Consider the following 26,943-nt stretch of genomic DNA (forward strand, 5'->3'; position numbering starts at 1 on the left):
CTTCTTTTTGCGTTAGAAAGGAAGAAATGGAACATGATAAAAGAAGTCATTGTGGTGGAAGGCCGTGACGATACGGTAGCTATCCGTCGGGCCGTGGAAGCCGATACCATAGAAACAGGTGGATCAGCCATCAACCAACGCATTCTGAAGCGGATTGCGCTTGCTCAGGAGAGACGGGGAGTCATTGTACTGACAGATCCGGATCATGCTGGCGAACGCATTCGTAAAATTATTGCGAACAAGGTGCCAGGCTGCAAACATGCCTTCATTCCGGAAGCCGATGCAACGCGCAAAGGGGACATTGGGGTGGAGAATGCCTCACCCGAGGCGATCCGTCATGCGTTGGCGCGCGTACATACTTCATACGAAGGTGCTCCGAGCCTGATCGATTGGGAAGACCTGATCGCGGCAGGACTTATTGTGCATCCGCAGGCTGCTGCACGTCGTATGGAGATGGGCAATCTGCTAGGCATCGGTTATTGTAACGGTAAGCAGTTCCACAAACGTCTCAGTGTATTTCAGATTACACGGGAAGAGTTCTCTACAGCATTAGCGCAAATTGAACGTGAAGGATTGTGAGCATATGAAGAACATGGAAGAGACGATTGAAATTGCAACGCCCAAGCGTACGAAAGAGATTATTCAAAGACACGGATTCTCATTTAAGAAAAGTCTGGGTCAGAACTTTCTGATCGATCAAAATATACTGAACAAAATTGTTAATGCAGCCGATTTGGACGAGTCCAAGGGTGCGTTAGAGATTGGGCCGGGTATTGGAGCCCTCACGGAACGACTGGCTCGGGTAGCCGGTCCTGTCACAGCCGTAGAGATTGATCAGCGCTTGATCCCAATCCTGGGAGAAGTGATGCAGCCTTATTCGAATGTACGTGTTCATCATGGGGATGTGCTGAAGCTTGATCTGGCTGAGTTGTTTAATACGGATTTTGCATCCGTGGACAAAGTCAGTGTTGTGGCTAACCTGCCTTATTATGTAACGACTCCAATCATGATGAAACTGCTGGAAGAGAAACTGCCGGTAGACAGCATTGTTGTCATGATCCAAAAAGAAGTGGCTGAACGCATGGCTGCTGCACCTGGATCAAAAGACTATGGCAGTCTGAGCATCGCAGTTCAGTACTACAGTATGCCGGAACTTGTGTGTATTGTGCCTCCTACGGTCTTCATTCCGCAACCTAATGTGGAATCAGCTGTCATTAAGCTGAAAGTGCGTGAGCAGCCGCCAGTGGAGATTCCGGATGAAGCACACTACTTCGAAGTGGTACAGGCTTCTTTTGCCCAGCGGAGAAAAACAATCTCAAACAACTTGAAGGCACGTTTCTTCACAAAGGAGAACCGGGAACAGGCAGACATTCTGCTGGAGCAGGCAGGTATTCAACCGTCCCGACGTGGAGAGACGTTGAGTCTGCAAGAGTATGCCACACTAAGCACCGTAATGTGGGAAGCAGGGGTACGTGCAGCGCTGTAAAATTTGAATGAACCAAACCGGGTCTCTGCCCATACGATGGGGTAGAGGTGATTACGTTGATGAATATCGGAGACTTGGTCGTTCGGAAGTCATACGGCGGCGATGTGACTTTTCGGGTGGAAGGCCTCCAGTTGGATGCTGCGGTCATTAAAGGGACTGAGTTCCGGCTGATTGCCGATTCCCCGGTGGACGATTTGATACAGGTTCCCTACGAACCACAAAGCGCCAAGACCAGACAGGCGCATATTAAAGCACATCAGACCCTGTCCCGTCTGCAGCAGAATCGTATGGAACAGGCTGAGCGGAATCGTGAAGGTCTGGTACAGGATTGGTCTGCCCAGCAGGAACCGGCTTATTTTGAAATGCCTGGAAAGGTGCTTCATCTGGATGGAGATCCGAACTATTTGAAAAAAAGTATGGATCTCTATGAGCAACTTCGTGTGCCCGCAGAGGGACAGTATGTCCATGAATCGGCAATGGCAGATACCTTATACCGCTTATTACCCAAAGTACGTCCGGATATCGTAGTTATTACGGGTCATGATGGGGTGTTAAAGACACGTCAGCCCTATGACTTATATAGTCTTGGTAGCTACAAGAACTCGCAAAATTTTGTATCGGCCATTCAGGTGGCCAGACAATATGAACGCCATCTGGACGCACTCACTATTGTGGCAGGGGCCTGTCAGTCCCATTTTGAGGCACTGCTGCGCGCTGGAGCGAACTTTGCCAGTTCCCCAGGCAGAATTCTCATTCATGCACTTGATCCGGTCTATGTGGCAGCCAAGGCCTCCTTTACTTCTGTGCGCGATACGGTCAACATGAGTGATGTTCTGCACAATACCATCAGTGGTAGCCAGGGTGTGGGTGGTGTTGAGACACGGGGGAGTTACCGGGTAGGTCTGCCTGGGCTGAATGATTTATCTACGCTAAAAGTGAACCCGTCGGCAGTCTGATGTAGGCCATTTAAAGTCCCAATTTGGGGCTTTTTTTGTTTGAAAAAAAATTCATTGACAACAACTTTTTGATGCTGATATAATAATTAGTTTTGATTTGACAATGACTGTAAAATCCGGTATAATGGACAAGAAAAGAGGTGGTCGTCGACAATGGCTAAAAACACGCTGTTGGATATCAAACGCAATCTCGATGCACATATTGGTCAGAAAATTATGTTGCGGGCTAATGGTGGCCGCCGTAAGACCATTGAGCGTACGGGTGTATTGGAAGAAACGTACCCTTCTGTTTTTATTGTTAAGCTTGATGAGGAGCAAGAAACCTTCAAGCGAGTATCTTATAGTTATGCGGATATACTTACGGAATCGGTGGAAGTCATGGTTTATGACCCGGGCAGCCAGACGCATAGCTCCTATATGGAGACGTAAGTATCGATTTACAGGCGATTCGCCCCACAAGGCGGATCGCTTTTTTGTTTTCTTTAAACACCAATTCTCCCTCTAACGTAACCCATACATACTCAGGAATGAGCGAGGAACGGTCGCGGCATACTATATGGACAGGTGAAGGGACAGTTTCTTAAGCAATGCAGGAAACTGAATATGGCCTGGTGACAAGATGTCCAAAACGTGAACGAACAACGAACTCATCACATTATGAAGGATACTTTGGAGGAGGATGGTTCATGAGTCGCAGAAGAAGAAGTGTCATGTCAGAGGATCTGAAGAATGAGCTCGCGAAAGACCTGGGTTTCTATGATACGGTGCAACAGGAAGGTTGGGGCGGAATTAAAGCCAAGGATGCAGGAAACATGGTAAAACGTGCAATTCAACTTGCTGAACAGGCTGCGCGCAAATCTTAAACCGTTTCAAGCAGACTGAAAAGCGGGGAAATCCGTCAGGAATAACCCCGCTTTTTCCCCTTAGATGCGGAATACAAATGACTTGACAGCCCCATTTTGATATAATATGTTAAGTTGTCTTAGGGAAAAGGTGAGGACGGGTGAACGCCTTGAAAATTTACGAAAAAGCGCCTGCTAAAATTAATTTGATGCTGGACGTTTTACATAAAAGAAGCGATGGATTCCATGAAGTTGAGATGATCATGACCATGGTCGATCTGGCTGATCGGCTGGAAATGTCGGAGCTGCCGCGAGATACTATTTTCATCTCCAGTCAGGCGGGTTATATCCCGCTCGACGAGAAGAATCTGGCTTTCCAGGCAGCCAGACTCATTAAGGAGCGCTATAACGTGCGTACGGGTGTCCATATTCATCTGGATAAAAAGATTCCAGTTGCAGCCGGACTTGCCGGCGGCAGCAGCGACGCAGCAGCAGCGCTGCGTGGATTGAACCGTCTGTGGCGATTGAATATACCGGATCACGAACTTCAGGAGCTTGGAGCTGAACTCGGGTCGGATGTTCCATTCTGTATCACAGGAGGGACTGCACTCGCTACAGGCCGTGGTGAGAAGTTAACTCCCATTCCTAATCCGCCGCAATGCTGGGTAATTCTGGCCAAGCCTCCGATTAATGTGTCTACAGCCGATGTGTACGGAAGGTTCCGCAGTGACAAGATTGTTCGTCATCCGAGTGCAGCTAAAATGGAGCAGGCTATACGCAATCAATCATTTACGGAAGTCTGTGACCAGATGGGCAATGTGCTTGAAGATGTGACGTTGAAGCTGTATCCGGAAGTTCAGCATCTGAAGGATGCCATGATTCGATTGGGTGCAGACGGCGTGTTAATGTCTGGTAGCGGTCCAACGGTATTTGGTCTGGTTTCCAAAGAATCCAAGGTTGCCCGGATATACAATGGTCTGCGTGGGTTCTGTAAAGAAGTGTATGCTGTACGTATGTTAACGTAAAATTCGCTTTTATAATGTACAAACACGTATAAAGGTGTTATATTCTTAAATAATTATTCGGATTTGGATGTTTCCGTGATCGTGAGGATGGATCTCTGTGAAGAAGTTAAAACGAAGCGCAAGGCTGGTTGAAATGACGCAATACTTATTGTCCAGACCGCATACGGTTATTCCGTTGACCACATTTGCCGAACGTTATGGTGCCGCAAAGTCTTCAATTAGTGAAGATTTGGCGATTATCAAAGAAGTGTTCGAAGAAGGTGGGTCAGGAGAACTGCATACACTGGCTGGAGCAGCCGGGGGAGTAAGATGGATTCCGAAGGTATCCCGAGAACTGGCACTGGCATTTGCGGAGCGGCTCTCGACCCAGCTCGCGCAACCTGATCGGATCTTGCCTGGAGAATACTTGTACATGTCCGACTTGCTTGGTCAGCCCGCATTGATGAATGAAGCCGGCAAGATTTTTGCAACGGCCTTTGGCAATATGAATATTGATGTGGTTATGACGGTAGAAACCAAAGGAATTCCACTGGCTTATGCGACCGGAGCCCAGCTCAACCTGCCTGTCGTGCTCGTACGCAGGGACCATCAGGCTACAGAAGGATCGGCCGTAAGTATCAATTATGTATCCGGGTCCCATAAAAGTCTGCATACCATGTCGCTCTCTCGTAGGGCGATGCGTGAGCATTCCAGAGTACTTATTGTGGATGACTTCATGAAGGCCGGGGGTACGGTGCAAGGAATGATCGATCTTTTGGCCGAGTTTAATGCTACAGTTGCCGGGGTAGGGGTACTGGTGGAATCTGGTTCTGTAGATTCAGAAGAACGCCTGTTAACAGATTACGTATCTCTGGCGAAACTGACAGCGGTTGATGCCAAGAGCAGACAGATTTCCGTCAAGCCTGGCAACTATTTTGACCTGTAGAAAGATGACGAATGTTATGTCGTTAAAAGGTCTTTTCCATCGACCTGGCACTAACGTTGTCGAATTGTGTATTAAATAAAAAAATTCCTGAAATTAGGAAATTTTTGTGGTTATAAAAAGAAGGAGTTCGTATATGCTGTGTGGAATTATACACCAAGTTCTGATGGAAAAAGGTGGTGAACACACACATGCAAATTACGGATGTCAGACTCCGCCGTGTTAACTCGGAGGGGAGAATGAAGGCTATCGCATCCATTACCATCGATAACGAATTCGTCGTTCATGACATTCGTGTCATTGATGGTAACAACGGAATGTTTGTTGCTATGCCGAGCAAACGTACTCCTGATGGAGAGTTCCGTGATATCGCCCACCCGATCTCTTCCGGTACGCGTGAGAAGATTCAGGCAGCAGTTTTGACTGAATACGATCGTGCGGCAACTGAGGAAGAAGTCATTGAAGAAGGTGCCTGAGAACATTATTGGGGTTCGAAGGAAAAGAGAGCCATGTCTTATGGCTCTCTTTTCTTTTTGACCGGAATAAGATATATTCAGTATTGAGTTTATTAGCAGAGAACAAAAAGCGCATCGTGCGCTTGGTGGCAGGGCGGCATCTTAGGAATCATTGGGATTCGGTTAAGCTCGCAGGTACACGGCGTATACATATAGGTCACGATTCGTTGGTGTCCGCGTTGTTACGTGTGATTACAGAGACAGCAGGCGATGAACAGGACCGGCTTGAAGCCGGCTGAACGATACTCATTGGATACAGATCAGCAATGCATTTCAATGGGATTTTCAGAACAGGAGGTCGTTAATTTTGAAACGAATGGCAATCGTTCTTGCCGCAGGGCAAGGAAAACGAATGAAATCAAAATTGTACAAAGTACTGCATCCCGTATGCGGTAAACCTATGGTTGGACATGTGCTGGATGCAGCACTCAGCGCAGGCGTTGAACGCAGTGTAGTTGTAGTCGGTCATGGTGCCGAAGCGGTGCAGTCATTTTTGGGTTCCAGAGCGGAGTATGCACTTCAGGCGGAACAACTGGGTACAGGTCATGCAGTGAAGCAGGTTAAATCCTTGCTTGGCGGTGAAACTGGCTCTACGATTGTGGTCTGCGGAGATACACCACTTGTGACCAGTGAGACGTTGGAAGGTCTGATGAAGCTGCATGAGAGCAGCGGAGCAGCAGCCACAGTTCTTACGGCTCAGTTGGACAATCCCAAAGGTTATGGCCGCGTCATTCGCGGAGAAGATGGATCTGTACAACGGATTGTGGAACAAAAGGATTGCACAGAGCAGGAAGATGCTGTGAATGAGATTAACACAGGCACATACTGTTTCGATAATGCAAAATTGTTCGCTGCCCTGGAAAAAGTAACGAACCAGAATGCTCAGGGAGAGTATTATCTCACAGACGTAGTTGGCATTTTCCGCAATGATGGAGAAGTGGTTGAAGCTTACATGTCGGATGACATCGCAGAATCCATCGGGGTTAACGACCGACTTGCACTTTCGCAAGCCGAAGCCTTCATGCGTGAACGTCTTGCCGTACGCCATATGTTGAACGGTGTGACAATCATTGATCCGTCATCGACATATATCGGAGCGGATGTTACGATTGGATCAGATACAGTTTTGTATCCGGGGACAATCCTCAAAGGCACAACTTCCATTGGTGAAGCATGTCATATTGGTCCTCAGGCAGATGTGGAAGACAGCGTTATTCAGGACGGAGTTACGATTAAACATTCGGTAGTATCCAATGCCGAGGTTGGTTCTGATGCAACGGTAGGCCCATTTGCTAATTTGCGTCCAGGGACCAAACTGGGTCGCAACGTAAAAATTGGTGACTTTGTTGAAGTGAAAAATGCTACAATTGATGAAGGTTCCAAAGTATCTCATCTCAGCTATATTGGGGATGCCAAAGTAGGGAAAAACGTAAATGTTGGATGCGGGGCAATAACTGTCAATTATGATGGTTATAATAAAGCTGTGACAACGATTGAAGATGATGCTTTTGTAGGCAGCAACGTCAATCTGATTGCACCGATTACGGTAGGAAAAGGCGCTTATGTGGTTGCTGGCTCCACCGTTACCCATTCCGTTCCCGAGAATGATCTGGCCATTGCTCGTCCACGTCAGGAGAATAAACCTGGTTATGCGGAGAAGATTCGCGGACGTGCCAAAGCCAAGAAACAAAATGCCAAACCCCAATAAGGGGTTTTGATAACAAGATTGCCTCCCGAAGATCGGGGAGGTGCCGACATGTCGCAGACGCTTATTGATTCCAATGAACCAGCACGGAGGGTTTTTATTTTATGACTTATTTTGATTCGAAATTAAAAATATTTACTTGCAATTCTAACCCCAAGCTTGCCCATCAAATTGCTGATTATATCGGGATCCCTATGGGTGAATCTCACACAACCAGCTTTAGTGATGGCGAGATTCAAGTGAAACTCTCCGAGAGTGTTCGGGGTTGTCACGTTTATATCGTGCAGTCCACTTGCTTGCCGGTTAATGATAACCTGATGGAAATGCTCGTTATGATTGATGCACTCAAACGGGCATCTGCCAAGACGATTAACGTCGTTATTCCTTACTATGGCTATGCAAGACAGGATCGCAAGGCACGTTCGCGTGACCCGATTACAGCGAAACTGGTTGCCAACCTGATTGAAAAAGCGGGGGCAACCCGTGTCATCGCGATGGACTTGCATGCAATGCAGATTCAGGGATTCTTCGACATTCCAGTCGACCATTTGCTTGGCGTGCCAATTCTGGCTCAATATTTCCGGTCGAAACAGATCGAAAATCCGGTTGTTGTGTCGCCTGACCACGGTGGCGTAGTGCGCGCACGTAAACTGGCTGATTTCCTGAATGCACCCCTGGCGATTATCGATAAACGCCGTCCTGAGCCGAATGTGAGCGAAGTGATGAATATTATCGGTAACATCGAGGGTAAAACAGCCATCCTGATCGATGACATTATTGACACGGCGGGAACGATTGTACTGGGAGCGAATGCTCTGATGGAAGGCGGCGTAAAAGAAGTATACGCGTGCTGTACTCACCCGGTATTGTCCGGACCTGCGATGGAACGTTTGGAGAATGCACCATTGAAGGAAGTCATCGTAACGGATACCATTCCAATTACGCATGCTAATCCGACAAGCAAACTCAAAGTGTTGTCTGTAGCGCCTTTGCTCGGAGAAGCGATTATCCGGGTTCATGAGGAATTGTCAATCAGCAAGCTGTTTGAAATTGAATAAGGATGTCTGCATAAAGTAGTAGAGGGGTTACGTTTTCCGGTTCAATGGAAAATGTAACCCCTGTCGGCGTGCCGTTTTATTAAAGGTGAAACAGACGCTGGTCAGCTAATACCCCGGGCGGGAGATAAATCGGAAACGACGCCGATGAAAAAGCGTGTCGGCAATTTCGACGAATTGATTATCGAAACGTGTGATTAGACCAATCTCAATGTGGGTGTCGCGGTCGTATACCTGTACAGGTACGTGATATTCGAGATGATAGATAAAATCGCTATGTTGAGTCAGTTGTCCATTGTCTTCGCGCAAAACCCGCTCACCTTCCTGGGTCGATAAAATATTAACTGTGAACACTACAGTAAATCGATCTTTACTTTCTTGATATTATATGAAATATAAGATTCGAAGTCTATGCCTCACCTCAGGCTAATCCGAAGGAGGGAACAAGATGAAGTGGATTGTCGGACTTGGAAATCCAGGCTCGAACTATGCCAAAACCCGTCATAATATCGGTTTTATGGCACTGGATCGGTTGGCTGATCGTCATAATATCTCCATTACACAGAATAAATGTAAAGCGCTGATTGGAGAAGGCAATATTGGCGGTGTGAAAACCGTACTGATCAAACCAATGACCTATATGAACTTGTCTGGTGAATCGGTTCGAGCATATATGGATTTTTATAAAGTTAGTCTTGAAGATCTGATTGTTGTGTACGACGACATGGATACAGAGATTGGCAAAGTCAGATTGCGTTACCAAGGTAGTGCAGGCGGACATAATGGAATCAAGTCCATTATTCAGCATACCGGTACACAGCAGTTTAACCGGGTGCGCATGGGAATATCCCGGCCTGAACCAGGACATGCCATTGTTGATTATGTACTGTCGACATTTATGAAGAAAGAAAAGGAAGCCCTTGATCAGACCATTGAGCAAACATGTGATGCCCTGGAGCATAGCTTGACTCATACGTTTGAACAAACAATGGCGAAGTTTAACGGTTAATTTTGTAAGACATACTGGTAAAATGATCATAAAGACGGGTTCGATTCAGCCATACTGGACATACTGGATGTATAAACCATGTTCAGGAGGCATAAACATGTCAGTGAATTACGTATGTAGGCATTGCCGTACCTTTATTGGACGAATCGATTCTGCCCGGATAACGGAAGTAGAGCTCGGCTTTCATTTCTTGACCCCCGACGAGCGGAGGGATATAATAGCGTATAATTCCGGTGGTGACATTACCGTTCGGATTACATGTGATTACTGTAAGGAAGCCCTGGAGCACAATCCGGAGCTTAGCCTGCTCGCGAGTCCGCTTCAGTAGACATCGCCTGTACAGGATCGAATGACAGTTGAGGGCGGTTGCGTAATAACGCTCCACCTTTTATAGCCTTGGCAGCCTGCTGAGGCTTCTTTTCAGTTGGCATGAAAGCCATCGCTAGCTCGAAATCAGGCTCAGCCGCATCAACAGATGTGGCAATGTTGCGAGTAATCCGATATGATGAAACAGGACAAAAAGGAATTTGTATCCATTTTAATAGTGATGCTACGCGTATGCGTGAGATAATCAAGTAAGTTATAAGAGAGGTGCCCCTTTTGTTACAAGCACTTATACAGGCTTTTTCCAAAGATCCGGACTTCGGGTCCATTACAGCCGGAATCAAATCCGGCATGAAGGAACAATTGGTTTCGGGTCTATCCGGCTCGGCGCGTCAGATTATGCTGGCTGCTCTGCATCAGGAAATGAACCGACCATTGCTCGTAGTAACACATAATATGTTTTCAGCTCAAAAAATTGCAGAAGATTTACAGGAAGCGCTTTCACCTGATCAGGTGTTGATCTATCCTGCCAACGAACTTGTCGCTGCGGAAGCTGCTGTTTCCAGCCCGGAAACATTGGGTCAGCGTATTGATGTGTTGGTCCGCTGCGCCCAGGGATTCAGGGGCGTTGTTGTTATTCCTTTTTCCGGGGTAAGACGTTATGTTCCGCTTCCGGAAGTGATGGCCAATGCTCGAATTTTGATCAAACAGGGTAACACACTTCAACTGGACTCCTTCCTGCTGGAGATGGTAAAGCTCGGATACGAGCGTGTGGAACGCGTGGAATCTCGTGGTGAGATGAGTGTACGCGGAGGTATCATCGACTTCTATCCGGTTACTTCATCGATCGCATATCGGGTGGAGTTATTTGATGATGAGATCGACTCCATTCGGACATTTGATCCAGCGGATCAGCGTTCGATTGAACGGATTGAAGAAATTACGGTTTTACCATGCAAGGAGTTAATTGCAGATCGTGAACGTATGGAAAAGGCTGCCGATGCGGCTGCTCTTTTGCTGGAGCAACAGCTGGAGAAAATGACGGACCGGCAGGCGAAGCTGCGTCTTCGTGAGGAAATTCACCGGGAGATCGAGCTTTTGCGGGAACACGTGTATTTCTCCGAAATGTATAAATATATTTCTCCGCTCTATCCGGAGAACAAAACGATCTACGACTATATGCCAGAAGATACCCTGCTGGTTCTTGATGAGCCTGCCAGACTATCGGAGACATCGAAACAGCTGGACCGTGATGAATCAGAGTGGAACCTGCATTTGATGCAAAACGGAAAAACACTTCCGGATCTTCCATTATCCGCAGACGGTGATGAACTCTTGTATGAGCGTCCATTCCAGACGCTGTTTATGTCGATCTTTTTGCGCCAAGTTCCACACACTCAACCACAAAACATTCTGAACTTCATCAGTCGTGGCATGCAGGATTTCCATGGACAGATGAACGTACTGAAGGCAGAGATGGAGCGTTGGCAGAAGGCCGGAGTCAAAGTGCTCATGCTGGCGAACGGTGAGGAGCGACTCGAGCGGATGCGCCGGGTACTGATGGACTATGATATTCCAGAGCCAGAGATGATGATCGGTAATTTGCAAACGGGATTTGAAATGCCGTCCATTCATTTGGCTGTTGTGACCGAGGGCGAGATGTTCTCGCAAAAACAGCGTAAAGTACGCAAACCGATTCGGAATGTAGATAATGCTGAACGGATCAAATCCTATAGCGAGCTAAAAGTGGGCGATTATGTCGTTCACCAGAACCACGGGATTGGTAAGTACCTGGGGATTGGCACCCTCGAAGTTGGCGGTATTCATAAGGACTACATGCATATTCTCTATGCGGGTGGAGACAAACTGTCTGTACCTATTGAGCAGATCGATCTGATTCAGAAATATGTTGGTTCCGAAGAGAAAGAACCAAAAATATACAAGCTGGGCGGCAATGAGTGGACACGGGTTAAAAATAAAGTCCGCACATCTGTACAGGATATTGCTGATGATCTAATTAAGCTGTATGCAGAGCGTCAGACCTCCAAAGGGTTTGGATTCGACAAGGATTCTGCGGAGCAGCAGGAGTTTGAGGACATGTTCCCTTACGATGAGACACGTGATCAGGTGCGTGCGATCGAAGAAATCAAAAAGGACATGGAACAAAACCGTCCAATGGATCGTTTATTGTGTGGGGATGTTGGTTACGGCAAAACCGAGGTGGCTATTCGGGCTGCATTTAAAGCAGCTATTGAAGGCAAACAGGTGGCTGTCCTCGTGCCAACAACTATTTTGGCACAGCAGCATTTTGAGACGTTCCGTGAGCGCTTTTCCGGTTATCCGTTCAACATTCATGTGCTTAGCCGGTTCCGCTCCCGTAAAGAGCAGAATGAAACAGCGAAAGGCATCAAGGCAGGTACAGTGGATATTGTCATCGGGACGCATCGATTGCTGTCGCAGGATCTGGTGTTCAAGGACCTGGGACTGCTCATTGTTGATGAAGAACAGCGCTTCGGTGTAACCCATAAGGAAAAACTGAAGAAGCTGAAAACCAATGTGGATGTGCTGACACTGACGGCAACGCCGATTCCGCGTACGCTTCATATGTCCATGCTGGGTGTGCGTGATCTGTCCGTTATTGAGACTCCACCAGAGAATCGTTTCCCGGTGCAGACCTATGTGGTTGAACACAGCCAGGCGCTTGTGCGTGAAGCCATTGAGCGTGAGCTTGCCCGTGGTGGGCAAGTGTATTACCTCTACAACCGTGTTCAGGGAATCCAGGAGATGGCAGCCGAAATTTCTGAACTTGTGCCTGAAGCCAAAGTTGGTGTAGGACATGGTCAGATGTCGGAAACAGAGCTGGAGAAAACGATTCTGGACTTCCTGGATGGTGAATATGACGTGCTTGTGAGCACAAGTATCATCGAGACCGGGGTAGATATTCCGAACGTAAATACACTGATCGTACATGATGCGGATAAAATGGGACTCTCCCAGCTGTATCAACTGCGCGGACGTGTGGGTCGTTCCAACCGTATTGCGTATGCCTATTTTACGTACCAACGGGATAAAGTGCTTACTGAAGTTGCTGAGAAACGTCTGCAATCAATCAAAGAATTTACCGAACTGGGTTCAGGATTCAAAATTGCCATGCGTGACTTGTCGATTCGTGGTGCGGGAAATCTGCTAGGAGCGGAGCAGCATGGTTTCATCGCTTCCGTCGGGTTTGATCTGTATTCCCAGATGCTCGCAGAGGAGATCAACAAACGCAAAGTTACGATGCTTGGCGAAGAGCCGGTACCTTCAGACCAGTGGAACACAACGCTGGATCTCAGTATCGATGCCTACTTGCCGTCCGATTATATCTATGACAGTATTCAGAAGATTGAGATCTACAAAAAAGTGGCGGTCATTGCATCCTTCGACGATGCGATGGAGTTGGAAGACGAATTGGTTGACCGATTCGGTGATCTTCCGGAAGCCGTCATTAACTTGCTGGCTGTTGCGCGGATGAAAGTATACGGCAAAATCTACGGTATTGAGTCCATTTCCCAACGTGGTGAGGACATTACCGTGAAGTTCTATGAAGGGCGTGAACATGCCTTTGAACTCTCGAAAATCGCGCACATTGGAAATCAGTTCGAAAGACGTGTACAATTTGAACAAGGACCCCATATGCTGATTCACGCTAAAGGCAAGGGGCTTGGGGATAAGCAACTGATGGAGCTGGTAGAGAAAATTCTGGAGTCCATGAAAACTGCTTTTAAATCAAAGGGGGAACTAAAGGATGTTACCAAAGTATAAAAAAGTAGGAAAAGTACTGTCTGTGAGTATGGTTGCAGTACTATCCTTATCACTGCTTGCTGCATGTGGCAAGAAGGAAGAAGCAAAAACACCTGAATCCACGGATACAAGTGCTGTAGTCGCTACGTATGATGGTGGTACCATTACAGCCAATGAATTCGACATGGAGCAACGTGTCATGAAATTCCTCTATCCGGAGTATGCACAAATGATGGATATGGACGATTTCAAAGAGTATCTGGTAAAACAGGAAGTTGCTTATGAATATCTGAGTGGCAAAGCAAGTGAAGAAGCCAAAACAGCAGGTACAAAAGCGGCAACTGAGCAATTCGATAAAATGAAAGCTTCTGTTCAGGCAGATCAATGGACAGAAATGCTCAAAGCTCAGAAACTGACTGACGACAACATTAAAGACTACATGACTCGGATCATGACAGTAATCAAAGATAAAGAAACAGGCGTTACGGACGATGCAATCAAGGCTGAGTTTGAGAAAAACAAAGATCAGTTCACAACGGCTTCCGTTCGTCACGTGCTGATTAACTTCACAGATCCAAAAACGCAAAAAGAGCGTAAAAAAGAAGATGCACTTAAAATTGCAAAAGAAGTAAAAACCAAGTTGGATGGCGGAGCTGATTTTGCTGAAATTGCAAAAAAATATTCCGAAGATCCAGGTTCTGCTGAAAAGGGTGGACTGTATGAAAATACACCTGTAGGCAGCTGGGTAGAGGCATTTAAGGAAGCTGCAAAAACGTTGCCACTGAACAAAATCAGTGATCCAGTAGAGACGGAGTACGGTTACCACGTCATGAAAGTGGAAGCTCGTACAGAAGCTGACTTTGCCAAATTGACGGCTGAACAAAAAGAAAGTCTGAAGAGCCAATTGGCTGCAGCCGAAATCGATACGTTCATGCAAAATGAATTGGACAAAATCGTAAAAGAAGTTAAACTGCCGAAAACAGAAAAAGCTGAAGAAGGTAAGACTGAAGGCACAACTGAAGGCACTACGGGTACAGGAACTGAAGGAGAAAAAACAACCGAACCAAAAACGGATGACTCCACAGGTACGGATACCAAGACTGACCAAGGTACGACTGGAACAGACAAAGATGCAACTACAGATGAAGGTACAAGCAGCAAGTAAGCTGGTAAAATTGCTGTGTTAGCATACGTTCAGGGGTTAAATTCGCCCGAATGAATGCCTTGTACTTCGTAAATATGGACAACCATACAGAGAAGCAAGGGGAGGACTTAGGACCTCCTTCTTGCTTCTTCTTTTATATATTCAAGTCATATGGGTACATGGTCGCCTTCTTCGAAAGTTACACAACTATATTCTCCGAAGCATGTATAAGGAAATGGGAACAGATGAATACTATGGTCAAGATATCACACTAAACGTTCTGGGACTTTCCTCTACCCATTAAGGAACAGTAGTTGAAAAATCTTCTCGAGAAAGTGGGGCAACATGTGAAATGAAAGCTACTGGTATTGTCCGCCGTATAGATGACCTTGGTCGTGTGGTCATTCCAAAAGAAATCCGCCGTACGTTACGTATTCGTGAAGGTGATCCACTGGAAATTTTCGTGGATCGTGATGGAGAAGTTATCCTTAAAAAATATTCGCCAATTGGCGAACTTGGTGATTTTGCCAAAGAATATGCAGAATCCCTGTATGAGAGTACAGGACATGTAACGATGATTTCTGACCGGGATACCATTATCACGGTGGCAGGCGGCTCCAAGAAAGAATATTTGGACAAGCAGGTGGGTCAACTGTTGGAAGGTTGTATGGAAAACAGGAAGACCATTCTGGAAACAAACAATGGTTCTTATGAACTTAGCAAAGATCATGACGAGACGTTATCCTCTTTTGTTATTGCGCCGATTATTTCAGGTGGTGACCCCATCGGAACGGTTATCCTGTTCAATAAGGACGAATCAGTTAAGATGTCTCAGATGGAAGTGAAGATGTCTGAGACGGCTGCTGGTTTCCTTGGCAAGCAAATGGAACAATAGACCGCAGATCAACTCCTGGTGCCCTGTCTTGGGCATACGGGAGTTTTTGCATTTTAAGGGACAAACAAAGTTAATCCGGATGATTGTGATGGGGGAGGGTTAGTCTGTGTGCCTTCAGGCAGTTATAATAGCAAGGTATGCTTAAAAGGATTACGCGGGAGGGACTTATGAAACAGCCGTCTACAGGCTCAAGGCTGCTACAGGGTGCATTTATACTTGGGCTTGCTGCCATTATCTCTAAAATCATTGGTGCTTTTCAGAAGATTCCGCTGCAGAATCTGGGGGGAGACGGTGTATTTGGCATCTACAATACGGTGTATCCGTTATATATGCTCATTATCACGCTTGCTGCTGCAGGGCTGCCGCTGGCCGTATCCAAATTCGTAGCAGAACAGAACGCACTCGGAAGACCAGACGAGAGCAGAAGAATTATTCGACTATCTTCCCTACTGCTCGGGGGAATTGGAATTATAATGGCGCTCTTGATGTATGCAGGTGCGCCGCTGATCGCTGACATGATTGGCAACCGCCATGTGGTTCCATCGATTCGTGCTGCTTCATGGGCGTTATTATTCGTACCGGTGATGACAGGGCTGCGTGGATATTTTCAGGGATTACAGCAGATGGTTCCAACAGCAGTATCACAAGTGTTGGAGCAGACGATACGTGTCACCGTCATGATTGTTCTTCTTCTGTGGTTGATGAGACGGGATGCTTCGCTTGAGACTATTGCTGCTGGTGCCATGATGGGCTCCGTTGCTGGTGGAATGGTTGGACTGTTAACCATGTTAGGTTACATGGTCCGTCATCGGCGGAAAGGCAGGGAAGTCGTCACCGAACAATTGGATTCGGAATGGAGCAGTAAAGGCGGGGAGGTTGGATCAGATCGTCATGAGCGTCAGGAGAATACACCGGTTACGCCGCTGAAAAAAACGGTGAGTGCTATTAACCCGACTCTGGCAGAAAGATCACGATCCAATGGTGAGTGGATCAAGACGCTACTCATGTATGCCATTCCCGTCTGTCTCGGGTCACTCGCCGTGCCGTTGATGAATCTGGTGGATACCTTCACCGTGCCACGGCTTCTACGAGGAGAAGGGCTGGATGAACTTCAGTCGATGGTTTCCTTCGGCATCTATAACCGTGGATTGCCGCTGGTTCAACTGGTGACGATGCTGGCCACGTCACTGTCTGTGCTCTTTATTCCGGCGATGGCGGAAGCCCGGTTAAAGGGCGGGCCAGAAGCCGTCCGGCAGCAAGCAGGCCTCGCGCTGCGCTGGTTCTGGTTGATCGGCCTGGCGGCATCCGCGGGTCTCGCGGTGCTGGCGGAGCCGATTAACCGCATGCTGTACGGAGATGCCGCAGGCACCGAAGCACTGCGGTACATGGCGCTGACGGCTGCGGGCAGCACCGTCAGCATAATTGCGGCGGCGCTGCTGCAAGGCCTCGGCGCCGTGCGCGCACCCGCGTTCAGCATGCTGGCCGCCGCAGGCGTCAAGGCGTTGCTGAACGTCATGCTTGTGCCGGCGCTGGGCATCAGCGGCGCGGCTCTGGCAGGCGCAGTCGCCTACATGCTGGCGGCTGGCCTGAATGTGGCGCTGCTGGCGCGACTTGTCGCCCTGCGCCCTGCCCCTGGCGCCGTCCTGGCGAAGCCGGCGCTGGTGATCGCCGCCATGAGTCTGGCGGCGTTAGGCACTGCCTGGGCCGCCGAAGCGATGCTCGGCGGCATGGGTATCGCGGCCGACCGCCGGCTGGCCGCGATGGGCGTGAGCCTGCTGGGCATTGCCGCAGGCTCGGCCGTGTTCTTGCTGGCGGCGGCCCGGACAGGGCTACTGACCGCCGCGGAGCTGGCGGCTGTGCCCAAGTTGGGGCCTCGCCTTGCCAAGCTGCTGCGCAGACTGCGTGTGCTGCGCTAGTTCCATGCTCACGGTGCTTCTGCATCCAGCACAGCGAATATGCAATTATAGAATATTGAATGATTCTGGTATAATACGTGTAATTAGTCCTGTTCAGACACGATGATTATGAGCCTGGACAGGATAGTCCGGATGGAGGTTTACGTAATGAGTGCAGCTTTAACCGTAGTGGGTCTTGGATCTGGAGATGCAGACCAACTGACCGTAGGTATTATCAAAAAAATGAAACATGCAGCTACGCTGTATGTACGTACCCTGGATCATCCCGTATTGAATGATCTGAAGCAAGAGGGGCTGGAGATGACATCATTTGATGGCATCTATGAGGCGAAGTCTTCCTTCCCCGAAGTATATGATGAGATCGCGAACCAACTGATAGAAGCCGCTCGCAAGGGTGAGGCCGGAACGGAGATTGTGTATGCCGTACCCGGTCATCCGATGGTAGCAGAAGCAAGTGTACGCCTGCTCAAAGAACGTTGTCCGCAGATGGGCATTTCACTGCGTGTCATGGGCGGAGAGAGCTTCCTGGACGAAGCCTTTATACGGCTTGGATTCGACCCGATTGAAGGGTTTCAACTTCTGGATGCCAGCAGCCTGAACACGGAATTGGTACAACCACAGCTACATACGTTGATCGGACAAGTCTACGATGTGTTCACTGCTTCGGATGTGAAGCTATGCCTGATGGAGGTTTACCCGGATGATTATCCGGTATTTGTGGGTCATGCGTTGGGTGTGCAGGGTCAGGAGGTCATTCACAAGATTCCATTGCACGAACTGGACCGGATCGAAGGGTACGGCAATCTGTCACTGATCTATGTACCGAAGAACACCGATGATGCCCTGCGTCGCCGTTCCTTTGCGCGGTTGCATGAGATCGTCAATATTCTTCGCAGTCCGGGCGGCTGTCCATGGGATCAGGAGCAGACGCATCAATCCATTCGCAAAAACCTGATTGAAGAGACCTACGAGGTCATTGAGACGATCGATGAGGATGACCCCGACCATATGAAAGAAGAGCTGGGTGATCTGCTGCTGCAGATTTTATTGCACTCCCAGATGGAAGAAGAAGTGGGCACATTTAATGTGTATGATGTCATCGAAGGTTTGAATGATAAGCTGATCTTCCGCCATCCACATGTTTTTGGCGATAATCAGGCAGAAGATGCGAATGAAGCCCTTCAGAACTGGGAACAGATGAAGGCAGAGGAGAAGAAGCGCAAAGGCCAGGATCAGCAGAAGGTTTCCGTGCTGGATGGTATACCGCGTGACTTGCCTGCATTGATGAAGGGATACAAGTTACAGAAGAAAGCAGCCAAAGTAGGCTTTGACTGGGATGATGTTGAAGGTGTGTTTGCCAAGATCGAGGAAGAACTGGCGGAGTTAAAAGAAGCGGTGCAACAAGGCCAGTCTGCGGAAGAACGGAAGCTCGAACTGGGTGATTTATTATTCGCAGCCGCGAACGTTGCAAGATTCATCGATACGGACCCGGAAGAGGCACTTGCTGCGACCAACCGCAAGTTTGTCGGGCGATTCCAGTACATCGAGGAGCGTTTGCGTGAACAGGGAAGAACACCAGCAGATAGCAATGTAGAAGAGATGGAGCAATTCTGGCAGGATGCGAAGAAGGCAGGATTATAACGGGTTCAATTTTCTGGGAAATACCGATAAACCTTATTCCATCATGTTATGCAGTGTGTTATGATATACGAACATGTGTTCATCTGTCCTGACTGGGATAGGTGTTTAGCGACGGATGGTTTCGGGTACTGGTCTTAGACTGTTGCCTGCGTACCATCGACAAAAAGCTAAAAAAAGTCGCGGACTAAGGCAGGATTTCAGATGCCAAGCCAGAATACATGTGTAGTAACCTAACGCGAATCAGCGGCAGTCGATGTATTGTCAGGAATCGCAGATACTTTTTTTTCAATTTGGGAGGCTTTTAAAAATGAACAAAACAGATCTGATTAACAACATTTCAACCAAAAGTGGTTTGACTAAAAAAGACGTTGAGTCCGTATTGAACGGCTTTTTGGGAGAAATTACAGATGCACTTGCCAGCGGAGACAAAGTACAATTGATCGGCTTTGGCACTTTTGAGACCCGCAAACGTTCCGGTCGTACCGGACGTAACCCACAAACAGGGAATGAAATCGTGATTCCTGAGTCCACTGTTCCTGCATTCAAAGCAGGCAACAAACTTAAAGAAGCCGTAAAATAATGCGTCTTGATAAATTCCTGAAGGTCTCCCGGCTAATCAAACGCCGCACTGTGGCCAAGGACGTCTCTGAACAGGGACGTGTTCTGGTGAACGGACGTGAAGCTAAGCCCAGCGCCGCTGTCAAAGTGGGCGATGAGCTGACGGTTCAGTTCGGTCAGAAACTGGTCACCGTGAGGGTGGAACGAATTGCCGAGAGTACCAAGAAGGATGAGGCGAGTAGCCTCTACACCTTGGTGAAGGAAGAGCCGATCGCCAAGGATAACGGAATGAACTGGTAACAGTACATCTGGTATTAAATATTCATTCAATGCAAGTTGAATCGAAACGTCCTCCTGTAACAGGGAAGGGCGTTTTTGTTTTTACTGGATGCCGGTTTATTTGTTCAACAACGCTGGTTCTATTCCAACCTCCATACCCATAAGCTAGGTGTAAGAAGGAGGGGTACATGCCATGGTTGAGCACGGTAAGGCCAAACAGCATCATCTGAGCATGCAGAATCGGAAACTGCTGGATCTGACGGGTGTCTCCAATGTGGAGAGCTTCGACAGTGAGGAATTTTTGCTGCAGACTGAACTTGGGCATCTGACCATCCGGGGGCACAATTTACATATCAAAAACCTGAGCCTGGAGGAAGGTCTGTTATCCATTGAAGGCACAGTCAGTTCGCTCCAATATCTGGACCCCGGTTCCCAGTCCAAAAATGGTAAAGGCCTGTTTGGCAAGATGTTCCGATGAGTCCGGATACTCAATGGATCACATTGATGTGGATGCTTACTTCGGGGGTCGTGATGGGAATGGCCTACGACAGTTACCGGGTACTGTCCGGACAGCTGCGGTTTCCGAGATGGAGTATTCACACGCTCGATCTGTTGTACTGGGTTGCTTCCGCGCTGTTCGTTTTTCGGATGCTATACGCCGGAAACCACGGACAGTTGCGGTTTTATGTCTTTTTGGGGCTGATTATAGGGGTTTGCTTCTATTTTTGGCTTTTAAGTGTTACAACCCAGCGTTTTGTGGTAATGTTAATTAAACTCGCAAGAACGCTGATTCATTGGTGTGGACATATCCTTAACATCCTGATCGTTATGCCGGCTAAAGGAATTTATAAGTTAATTCGCGTATTATTCGGTTTTGTAATTGCGATACTATTATTCCTGGGCAGGCTGGTGCTGCAGTGTTTGGTACCTTTCGGCAAGTTGTTCCGCTGGATGTTTAGGCCGCTCCTGAAACATTGGGTAACGCCACGCTTCATGATCCGTGTGGGTACAAGAATTGCAGCGATGTGGAAACGCTGGTTTTAAGGAGGTCCGTAATGGGTAAAACACCTGTGGGCAGATCAAAGGCTCCAACTAACCAAGGAAAATCTGCCGGTGCAAAAAGGCGCCTCATGCTTTGGATGACGTTTATGATTGTATTTGTAATATGGGCAGGATATACATTCCTTGTGCAGAATGCACAAATTTCGGACAAGAGTTCTCATCTGGCCACTCAGCAAGCTTCAAAGGAAGATACGTTGAAGAAGCTGGAACAGTTGAAGTACGAAGTCAGCCGGTTGAATGACCCTGAATACATAGGACAGCTGGCACGGAAAAAAGGATATTATCTTCCTGAGGAAACGCCGATCCAGGTTGAAGGGTCAGGGAACTGATGGAATTCGGTCTATTACCGAGCTAGGTTTGTTATCCGTGTGTCTGAAGCCGTTAAACCGGAAAAAATAGGCTCTCTGATGGGGTAGTGTTCAGTTGACCTTGGTTTATGGCATAAGGTATAATTACATTAGCGCAGCATTGATTTTGGCATTTAAAAAATCGGGTTGTATATTTTTAAGGGAGGATCATTTTATTCTATGGCAATTGAAGTGGGCACCAAGTTAGAGGGCAAGGTGACAGGAATCACGCATTTTGGAGCATTTGTGGATCTGTCAGGAGGTGTCACGGGTCTCGTTCACATCTCGGAAATCGCCGACAATTATGTCAAAGATGTCAACGACCACCTGAAGCTGAATGACCTCGTTACAGTGAAGGTTATCAACGTTGACAAGGATGGCAAGATCGGACTTTCCATTAAGCAAGCTGTTGACAAACCGGTTGAGCAACAAACCCAATCTAGACCCCCGAGAGCTCCTAGACCGGAACGCAGTGGAGGAGATCGCGAACGATTCAGCGGCGGAGGCCCAAGTGGTGGCCAAGGTCGTGGTGGTGGCGGCGGTGGATTTAACCGTGGTGACCGCGGAGGCCGTTCTTTCAAGCCCGCAGCAGGCAAACCTTCATTTGAGGATAAAATGTCACGCTTCCTGAAAGATAGTGAAGAGCGGATCTCTTCGCTTAAGAAGAACACAGAAGGCAAACGCGGAGGCCGTGGAGCCAAGCGTGTGTAATCTGTCACAACCTGATCTAAACATATAAGTAAAACCGTTAGCCCATGGGCTAACGGTTTTTTTGCGTTTCTTTCACAGATAAGTAGTTGAATAGCTTTTTTTGTAAGGTGAAGCTCCATATCCCCAGTTTTTCTGCACGGCAAAATGAAACCATAAGAACATTTGTCGTCTACCATTTTTTACCGACAGGTTTCCGTGGCATTCCACAGTTATCCTGCTCAAATGGTGGCGAGACCAAACCATCTCCGGTTCAAAATCAGACATTCCGATTGTCGGAATCAAGTAGAAGAATGAATGAAACCACAATAAGGCCGGGGGTTTCGCTCCACCGCGCCAGGCTTGTTTCTTTTGTCGTAAACTTTTTGGGCCCTGCCCACCTATTCTGACAAACTACGTCTTCTAATCTATCTATAATCAGAACCATCGAGAACGAAACACGAAAATTCAAATTAATCGAATGGGGTGCCTTGAGGATGATGGAAAAGTGGAATGTCATTCAATTTCCGGGAATGAAAGCAGGTAAAGGAGGTACGGAAGCTCGGGAGGAGCTGTCGGTACGTCTGAAACAATGGCTTGGCTCCCGCAAGGCTGTCCAGATGGTTGCTTCCCGCAAATGGGTACTGCTGCTTACGTTTATGGGGTTCCTGCTCGGAAAGGCAATGATCCTGAATGAGTTATCTCCCTTTGCCATTGCTTACTTCGCTGTAATTGCTTTCATGCGCAGGGATTACATCATTCCGGTAGGCGCCGCTTTACTCGCAGGTAGTCTCTTTGCACCGTTTCCAGTACCACTCATTGTTGCATCGGAGATCGCCATCTTTTATCTGCTCTTCCGCGGTCTGGAGTCATATGATCGTGCTGAATTATCTTATGCACCAACGATGGTATTTACGACTACATTTATGGTCAAGTTATTCGCGGTTGTGATTGGACCATCCTTCAGCTGGTACGCGATGCTGATGCTCACGATGGATTCCGTACTAAGTTTCGTGCTCACCCTAGTTTTTATACAAGCCATACCGATCTTCACTTACCGCAAAAAAAAGTTCAGCCTAAAGAACGAGGAGATCCTCTGCCTGATCATATTGCTCGCTTCCGTTATGACGGGAGCCGTAGGGTGGACCATTCAGTCTTTATCCGTCGAGCATATGCTCTCCCGTTATCTCATATTAATCTTTGCGCTGGTGGGCGGAGCCCCCCTTGGAGCCTCAGTTGGCGTTATTACCGGCTTGATTCTGAGTCTGGCTGACATGTCAGCGGTGTATCAGATGAGCCTGCTTGCTTTTGCCGGGATGCTGGCGGGTATGCTTCGAGAAGGCAAACGTGCGGCGGTTGCACTGGGCATGCTGCTGGGTTCGTCCATTCTATCCATATATCTGGGCGGACCGGGCGATGTGATGAACTCATTATGGGAGACGTGTGCAGCTATCGTACTATTCATGTTAACACCTAAAAGCCTGATGACAGCGATATCCAAATATGTACCGGGTACACAGGATCATACCAAATCGCAGCATGAGTATGCCAAAAGGATACGGGATATCACGGCAGAACGGGTAACCCGGTTCTCACAGGTATTCCGTCAATTGTCACGTAGCTTTGATCAGATGTCCGGTGCAGGGGAGCAGGTACAGAAAGAAGGTGGAATGGACCATTTCATGAATGCGGTTGCCGAGGACACATGTGCAAGCTGCTTCAAGCGTACACAATGCTGGGATGCGAAGTTTATTCAAACCTACAAATATATGACGGACGTGATGAGTACGATTGAAGGAAACCCGGAGATCTCAGGCAAGCAGATTCCAGTGGACTGGAACAGGGTATGTGCGAAACCGGAAGAGGTCCTTGAAGTCATGCGTGCCCAGTATGGACTGCATCAACATAACATGCAATGGAAGCGTCAAATTATCGATAGCCGGCAGCTGGTTGCAGAGCAATTGTCCGGTGTATCTCAGGTCATGGAGGACCTAGCCAAAGAAATTCAGCGGGAAAGTGATGAGATGGTACAGCAGGAGGAGCAGATTCGGGACGCACTGGAGTCACTGGGCTTGTCCATTCACTCCATTGAGATCATCAATCTGGAAGCGGGCAATGTAGAGATTGAGATTGTACATGCATATACACGTGGATTCGATGAGTGCCGGAAAATGATTGCTCCGCTGATTTCGGATGTACTGGACGAGCATATTGCCGTCTTGCATGAGACCATGACCGATCCTCGTCAGGGACTGGCAACCGTCACGTTTGGTTCGGCCAAAACGTTCGAGGTAACCACGGGTGTTGCTGCCGCCGCAAAAGGGGGAGATGTGATGTCAGGCGACAGCTTCAGTACGGTTGAGTTAGGCAATGGTACATTTGCAGTGGCGCTCAGTGATGGAATGGGCAATGGAGAACGGGCACGCATGGAGAGCAGCGCGGCGCTGAACATACTGGAACAGTTGTTACAGTCCGGCATGGACGAGAAACTGGCGATCAAATCCGTGAACTCCGTTCTGATGCTGCGCTCCCCTGAAGAGATGTATGCCACTGTGGATATGGCACTGATTGATGAATATACAGCAGAGACCACGTTTATGAAAATCGGATCGACGCCAAGTTTTATCAAACGAGGACAGGAGGTTATTCAGGTTTCGGCCAGCAATTTGCCAATCGGTATTATTAAGGATATTGAAGTGGATCTGGTGACGGTACAGCTTCAGCCGGGGGATATCCTCATTATGATGACGGATGGCATCTATGATGCACCGGGGTATGCGGTGAACAAAGAGTTATGGATGAAACGGCTCATTCAAGAGATTGATACAGATGATCCACAAGATTTGGCCGATTGCCTGCTTGAAAGTGTCATAAGATATCAGCAACATGAGATATTGGATGATATGACCGTCGTTGTTGGAAAAGTAGAGCATTTCCGCCCTGAATGGGCCACACTGCGTGTGCCTGGCATCAACCGGATGGAGCGTCCACGGACCGTCAGTTAATTGCATATTCTTCTGTTTGAAGTCTCTTCATTCTGGCAATGCTAGTCATAGAGTTGGAGAGTAACGAATAACGGAGGGATATCGGATGAAGCAAATCTTATTGATCACCGACGGTTGTTCCAATGTAGGACCAAGTCCAGTGCTGGCAGCGGCCGAAGCGCTGGAAGAGGGGATTACGGTTAATGTGGTTGGCGTGATTGATTATGGAACCATTGGTGAGTTGGGTAGCCGGGAGATTGAGGATATTGCCAGAGCCGGAGGTGGAATCAGCCAAATTGTAGGTACACGTCAGCTTGCTCATACGATGCAGATGATGACAAGGAAAACGGTGGTTCAGACCATTCAGCAGGCGGTTAATAGAGAGTTAACACAAATTTTGGGAGAGAAGGAGCCCAAAACGGTAACCGATCTGGAGCCTGCACAACGCGCCCGGGTCGTGGAAGTGATGGATGATATGGCTGAAACTACAGCGTTACAAGTTATATTGCTAATAGACGTCAGTGCCAGCATGAAGCCCAAACTGGCTGCGGTAGAAGAAGGCATTCGTGATTTAATGTTAAGTTTGCAGGCGCGTATAGGTCAGAGCAAGCTTTCCGTATTTCATTTTCCCGGACGACACAGCGGAGAAGATGCGGTAATGGATATTGACTGGACAACGGATCCAGGCCGTGTTCGGTCCTTGTTTGGAAGGTTGCAGATGAAGGGTGCAACGCCGACAGGTCCTGCAATTCAGAAGGTGATTGATTTTTACCGTTATGGTACACTGGAGAAACAGCAGGAAATAGAAGGGAACTATCGCATTGAAAGAGAAGGGATGCTCGGTGACAACGTTGTCTGACGCCTCTTTCCCACCAGGAACAGTGGTTACAGGGAAATGGAATCGCAGTCGTTACACGATTCGGAAGCTACTGGGCAAAGGAGCTAATGGCATCGTTTTTCTTGTCCAACGGGGTGAAAATGGCAAACACTATGCGCTAAAAATGGGATTTGATCCGGTTGATCTGCAATCGGAAGTTAATGTGCTCAAATCTTTTCAACTACAGCGTAATCATGAGGCCCTTCGGCAGAGCGGCATTCCTTCCTATCTTAAAGATGTGGATGATTATGCCGTTCGTGGCCGGGATATTCCCTTTTATGTGATGCGTTACGTTAGAGGTGAGGCACTTCATCACTTTATTCGGCGTCAGGGGACAGACTGGACACTTCTGGTGGGACTTAGACTCTTGCAGAAGCTGGCACAATTGCATCAGGCGGGATGGGTGTTTGGTGATCTCAAACCTCAGAATGTGTTGGTATCCGACTATGGGCAGGTGGAATTGATCGACTACGGCGGAGTTACGTCGATTGGTCGAAGCGTCAAACAGTTCACCGAATGGTATGATCGGGGCTTCTGGAATGCAGGCAGCCGTACGGCAGATGGTACCTATGATGTATTTGCATTTGCATTATTGTTGATTCATGTACTTGAAGCAGACGCGCTCAAGGCACTGGCAGCCGAAGGATTACCGCAACTGCGAAGTGTGAATCAGCTCGTAGCGCTGGTGGAGCGCAGTGAACGATTGGGTCCTTTTCGCAATTGGACAACTCAGGCATTACGAGGTCAGTTTCGTGATGCAGGTTATGCGGCACAAGGGTGGAAGGAAATGATGGCACGCCCCACGCCTCTTCGTCGTCGTTCCAAAAGTACCACACCGCGCTGGCTTAAAAACGCATTTGCTGTATCTGTGATATTACTTATTGGAGTGCTCATCTATGCACTACTTTTCTGATCTGTGAGAGTGCATATA

General features: G+C 48.0%; 28 protein-coding genes. 27 read left to right on the forward strand and 1 reads right to left on the reverse strand.

Features of this window, described 5'->3' with window-relative positions; genetic code table 11:
* Window positions 1-33 precede the first annotated feature (33 nt).
* The 11 genes from rnmV to MHH92_RS00205 all read left to right on the forward strand — a co-directional run bounded on the left by rnmV (window position 34) and on the right by MHH92_RS00205 (window position 8,509).
* The gene (gene rnmV, locus MHH92_RS00155) at window positions 34-579 is read left to right on the forward strand and encodes a ribonuclease M5 (protein WP_017691379.1); all 546 of its coding nucleotides are present in this window, start codon (window positions 34-36) and stop codon (window positions 577-579) included.
* A 4-nt stretch (window positions 580-583) separates the two neighbouring features.
* A complete protein-coding gene (gene rsmA, locus MHH92_RS00160) occupies window positions 584-1,486 on the forward strand; it encodes a 16S rRNA (adenine(1518)-N(6)/adenine(1519)-N(6))-dimethyltransferase RsmA (protein ID WP_100528122.1) in 903 nt (300 codons plus the stop codon).
* A 59-nt stretch (window positions 1,487-1,545) separates the two neighbouring features.
* Complete coding sequence (gene yabG / locus MHH92_RS00165) at window positions 1,546-2,442, forward strand: sporulation peptidase YabG (protein WP_017691377.1); 897 nt, start codon at window positions 1,546-1,548, stop codon at window positions 2,440-2,442.
* Window positions 2,443-2,595: 153 nt separating this feature from the next.
* Window positions 2,596-2,871, forward strand: a complete 276-nt coding sequence (gene veg, locus MHH92_RS00170) for a biofilm formation stimulator Veg (protein ID WP_017691376.1) — start codon at window positions 2,596-2,598, stop codon at window positions 2,869-2,871.
* A 257-nt stretch (window positions 2,872-3,128) separates the two neighbouring features.
* Window positions 3,129-3,305: a small, acid-soluble spore protein, alpha/beta type gene (locus tag MHH92_RS00175; protein WP_017691375.1), complete on the forward strand. Its 177-nt coding sequence runs from the start codon at window positions 3,129-3,131 to the stop codon at window positions 3,303-3,305.
* Window positions 3,306-3,454: 149 nt separating this feature from the next.
* Entirely contained in the window at window positions 3,455-4,309 is an 855-nt protein-coding gene (gene ispE / locus MHH92_RS00180; RefSeq protein ID WP_026081373.1) for a 4-(cytidine 5'-diphospho)-2-C-methyl-D-erythritol kinase, read from the forward strand.
* A gap of 97 nt (window positions 4,310-4,406) precedes the next feature.
* A complete protein-coding gene (gene purR, locus MHH92_RS00185) occupies window positions 4,407-5,234 on the forward strand; it encodes a pur operon repressor (RefSeq protein WP_017691373.1) in 828 nt (275 codons plus the stop codon).
* 188 nt (window positions 5,235-5,422) lie between these two features.
* The gene (gene spoVG, locus MHH92_RS00190; RefSeq protein ID WP_017691372.1) at window positions 5,423-5,707 is read left to right on the forward strand and encodes a septation regulator SpoVG; all 285 of its coding nucleotides are present in this window, start codon (window positions 5,423-5,425) and stop codon (window positions 5,705-5,707) included.
* A gap of 83 nt (window positions 5,708-5,790) precedes the next feature.
* Complete coding sequence (locus MHH92_RS00195; RefSeq protein ID WP_124118801.1) at window positions 5,791-5,985, forward strand: hypothetical protein; 195 nt, start codon at window positions 5,791-5,793, stop codon at window positions 5,983-5,985.
* Window positions 5,986-6,062: 77 nt separating this feature from the next.
* Window positions 6,063-7,454 carry a bifunctional UDP-N-acetylglucosamine diphosphorylase/glucosamine-1-phosphate N-acetyltransferase GlmU gene (gene glmU, locus MHH92_RS00200; RefSeq protein ID WP_260633062.1) on the forward strand — a complete coding sequence of 464 codons (1,392 nt, stop codon included), beginning with the start codon at window positions 6,063-6,065 and terminating at the stop codon, window positions 7,452-7,454.
* Window positions 7,455-7,555: 101 nt separating this feature from the next.
* Window positions 7,556-8,509 (forward strand): ribose-phosphate diphosphokinase, encoded by a 954-nt coding sequence (locus tag MHH92_RS00205; RefSeq protein ID WP_017691370.1) that lies wholly within the window; start codon window positions 7,556-7,558, stop codon window positions 8,507-8,509.
* A gap of 105 nt (window positions 8,510-8,614) precedes the next feature.
* Here MHH92_RS00205 and MHH92_RS00210 read toward each other — a convergent pair whose 3' ends face one another.
* Window positions 8,615-8,815: a hypothetical protein gene (locus MHH92_RS00210; RefSeq protein WP_024633712.1), complete on the reverse strand. Its 201-nt coding sequence runs from the start codon at window positions 8,813-8,815 to the stop codon at window positions 8,615-8,617.
* Between the two features lie 139 nt (window positions 8,816-8,954).
* Here MHH92_RS00210 and pth point away from each other — a divergent pair, with 139 nt between their 5' ends.
* The 16 genes from pth to MHH92_RS00290 all read left to right on the forward strand — a co-directional run bounded on the left by pth (window position 8,955) and on the right by MHH92_RS00290 (window position 26,925).
* Window positions 8,955-9,515, forward strand: coding sequence for an aminoacyl-tRNA hydrolase (pth, locus tag MHH92_RS00215; RefSeq protein ID WP_036606126.1), 561 nt, complete (start codon window positions 8,955-8,957; stop codon window positions 9,513-9,515).
* 97 nt (window positions 9,516-9,612) lie between these two features.
* Complete coding sequence (locus MHH92_RS00220) at window positions 9,613-9,843, forward strand: anti-sigma-F factor Fin family protein (RefSeq protein WP_017691368.1); 231 nt, start codon at window positions 9,613-9,615, stop codon at window positions 9,841-9,843.
* A 272-nt stretch (window positions 9,844-10,115) separates the two neighbouring features.
* Entirely contained in the window at window positions 10,116-13,643 is a 3,528-nt protein-coding gene (mfd, locus tag MHH92_RS00225; RefSeq protein WP_036606125.1) for a transcription-repair coupling factor, read from the forward strand.
* Window positions 13,627-14,787: a peptidylprolyl isomerase gene (locus MHH92_RS00230; protein WP_036668467.1), complete on the forward strand. Its 1,161-nt coding sequence runs from the start codon at window positions 13,627-13,629 to the stop codon at window positions 14,785-14,787. The genes mfd and MHH92_RS00230 overlap by 17 nt, the downstream gene beginning before the upstream one ends.
* 331 nt (window positions 14,788-15,118) lie before the next feature.
* Window positions 15,119-15,661, forward strand: coding sequence for a stage V sporulation protein T (gene spoVT, locus MHH92_RS00235; RefSeq protein WP_036606123.1), 543 nt, complete (start codon window positions 15,119-15,121; stop codon window positions 15,659-15,661).
* Between the two features lie 167 nt (window positions 15,662-15,828).
* The gene (locus MHH92_RS00240; protein WP_340901541.1) at window positions 15,829-17,577 is read left to right on the forward strand and encodes a putative polysaccharide biosynthesis protein; all 1,749 of its coding nucleotides are present in this window, start codon (window positions 15,829-15,831) and stop codon (window positions 17,575-17,577) included.
* A gap of 147 nt (window positions 17,578-17,724) precedes the next feature.
* The gene (gene mazG / locus MHH92_RS00245; RefSeq protein WP_340901542.1) at window positions 17,725-19,218 is read left to right on the forward strand and encodes a nucleoside triphosphate pyrophosphohydrolase; all 1,494 of its coding nucleotides are present in this window, start codon (window positions 17,725-17,727) and stop codon (window positions 19,216-19,218) included.
* Window positions 19,219-19,525: 307 nt separating this feature from the next.
* A complete protein-coding gene (locus MHH92_RS00250; protein WP_017691362.1) occupies window positions 19,526-19,798 on the forward strand; it encodes an HU family DNA-binding protein in 273 nt (90 codons plus the stop codon).
* A complete protein-coding gene (locus tag MHH92_RS00255) occupies window positions 19,798-20,076 on the forward strand; it encodes an RNA-binding S4 domain-containing protein (RefSeq protein WP_017691361.1) in 279 nt (92 codons plus the stop codon). The genes MHH92_RS00250 and MHH92_RS00255 overlap by 1 nt, the downstream gene beginning before the upstream one ends.
* 172 nt (window positions 20,077-20,248) lie before the next feature.
* Window positions 20,249-20,533, forward strand: coding sequence for a sporulation protein YabP (gene yabP / locus MHH92_RS00260; protein WP_036606119.1), 285 nt, complete (start codon window positions 20,249-20,251; stop codon window positions 20,531-20,533).
* The gene (gene yabQ, locus MHH92_RS00265) at window positions 20,530-21,099 is read left to right on the forward strand and encodes a spore cortex biosynthesis protein YabQ (RefSeq protein ID WP_017691359.1); all 570 of its coding nucleotides are present in this window, start codon (window positions 20,530-20,532) and stop codon (window positions 21,097-21,099) included. The genes yabP and yabQ overlap by 4 nt, the downstream gene beginning before the upstream one ends.
* Before the next feature lie 11 nt (window positions 21,100-21,110).
* Window positions 21,111-21,446 carry an FtsB family cell division protein gene (locus tag MHH92_RS00270; protein WP_074092920.1) on the forward strand — a complete coding sequence of 112 codons (336 nt, stop codon included), beginning with the start codon at window positions 21,111-21,113 and terminating at the stop codon, window positions 21,444-21,446.
* 198 nt (window positions 21,447-21,644) lie between these two features.
* Window positions 21,645-22,175, forward strand: a complete 531-nt coding sequence (locus tag MHH92_RS00275; RefSeq protein ID WP_017691357.1) for a S1 domain-containing RNA-binding protein — start codon at window positions 21,645-21,647, stop codon at window positions 22,173-22,175.
* Window positions 22,176-22,648: 473 nt separating this feature from the next.
* A complete protein-coding gene (gene spoIIE / locus MHH92_RS00280; protein WP_340901543.1) occupies window positions 22,649-25,156 on the forward strand; it encodes a stage II sporulation protein E in 2,508 nt (835 codons plus the stop codon).
* Between the two features lie 85 nt (window positions 25,157-25,241).
* On the forward strand, window positions 25,242-25,994 hold the full coding sequence (locus tag MHH92_RS00285) for a VWA domain-containing protein (protein ID WP_036668461.1): 753 nt from the start codon (window positions 25,242-25,244) through the stop codon (window positions 25,992-25,994).
* Window positions 25,978-26,925, forward strand: coding sequence for a serine/threonine protein kinase (locus MHH92_RS00290; protein ID WP_340901544.1), 948 nt, complete (start codon window positions 25,978-25,980; stop codon window positions 26,923-26,925). The genes MHH92_RS00285 and MHH92_RS00290 overlap by 17 nt, the downstream gene beginning before the upstream one ends.
* Window positions 26,926-26,943 lie beyond the last annotated feature (18 nt).

The sequence above is a fragment of the Paenibacillus sp. FSL M7-1414 genome, assembly GCF_038003195.1.
In the GTDB taxonomy this organism is placed as follows: Bacteria; Bacillota; Bacilli; order Paenibacillales; family Paenibacillaceae; genus Paenibacillus; species Paenibacillus amylolyticus.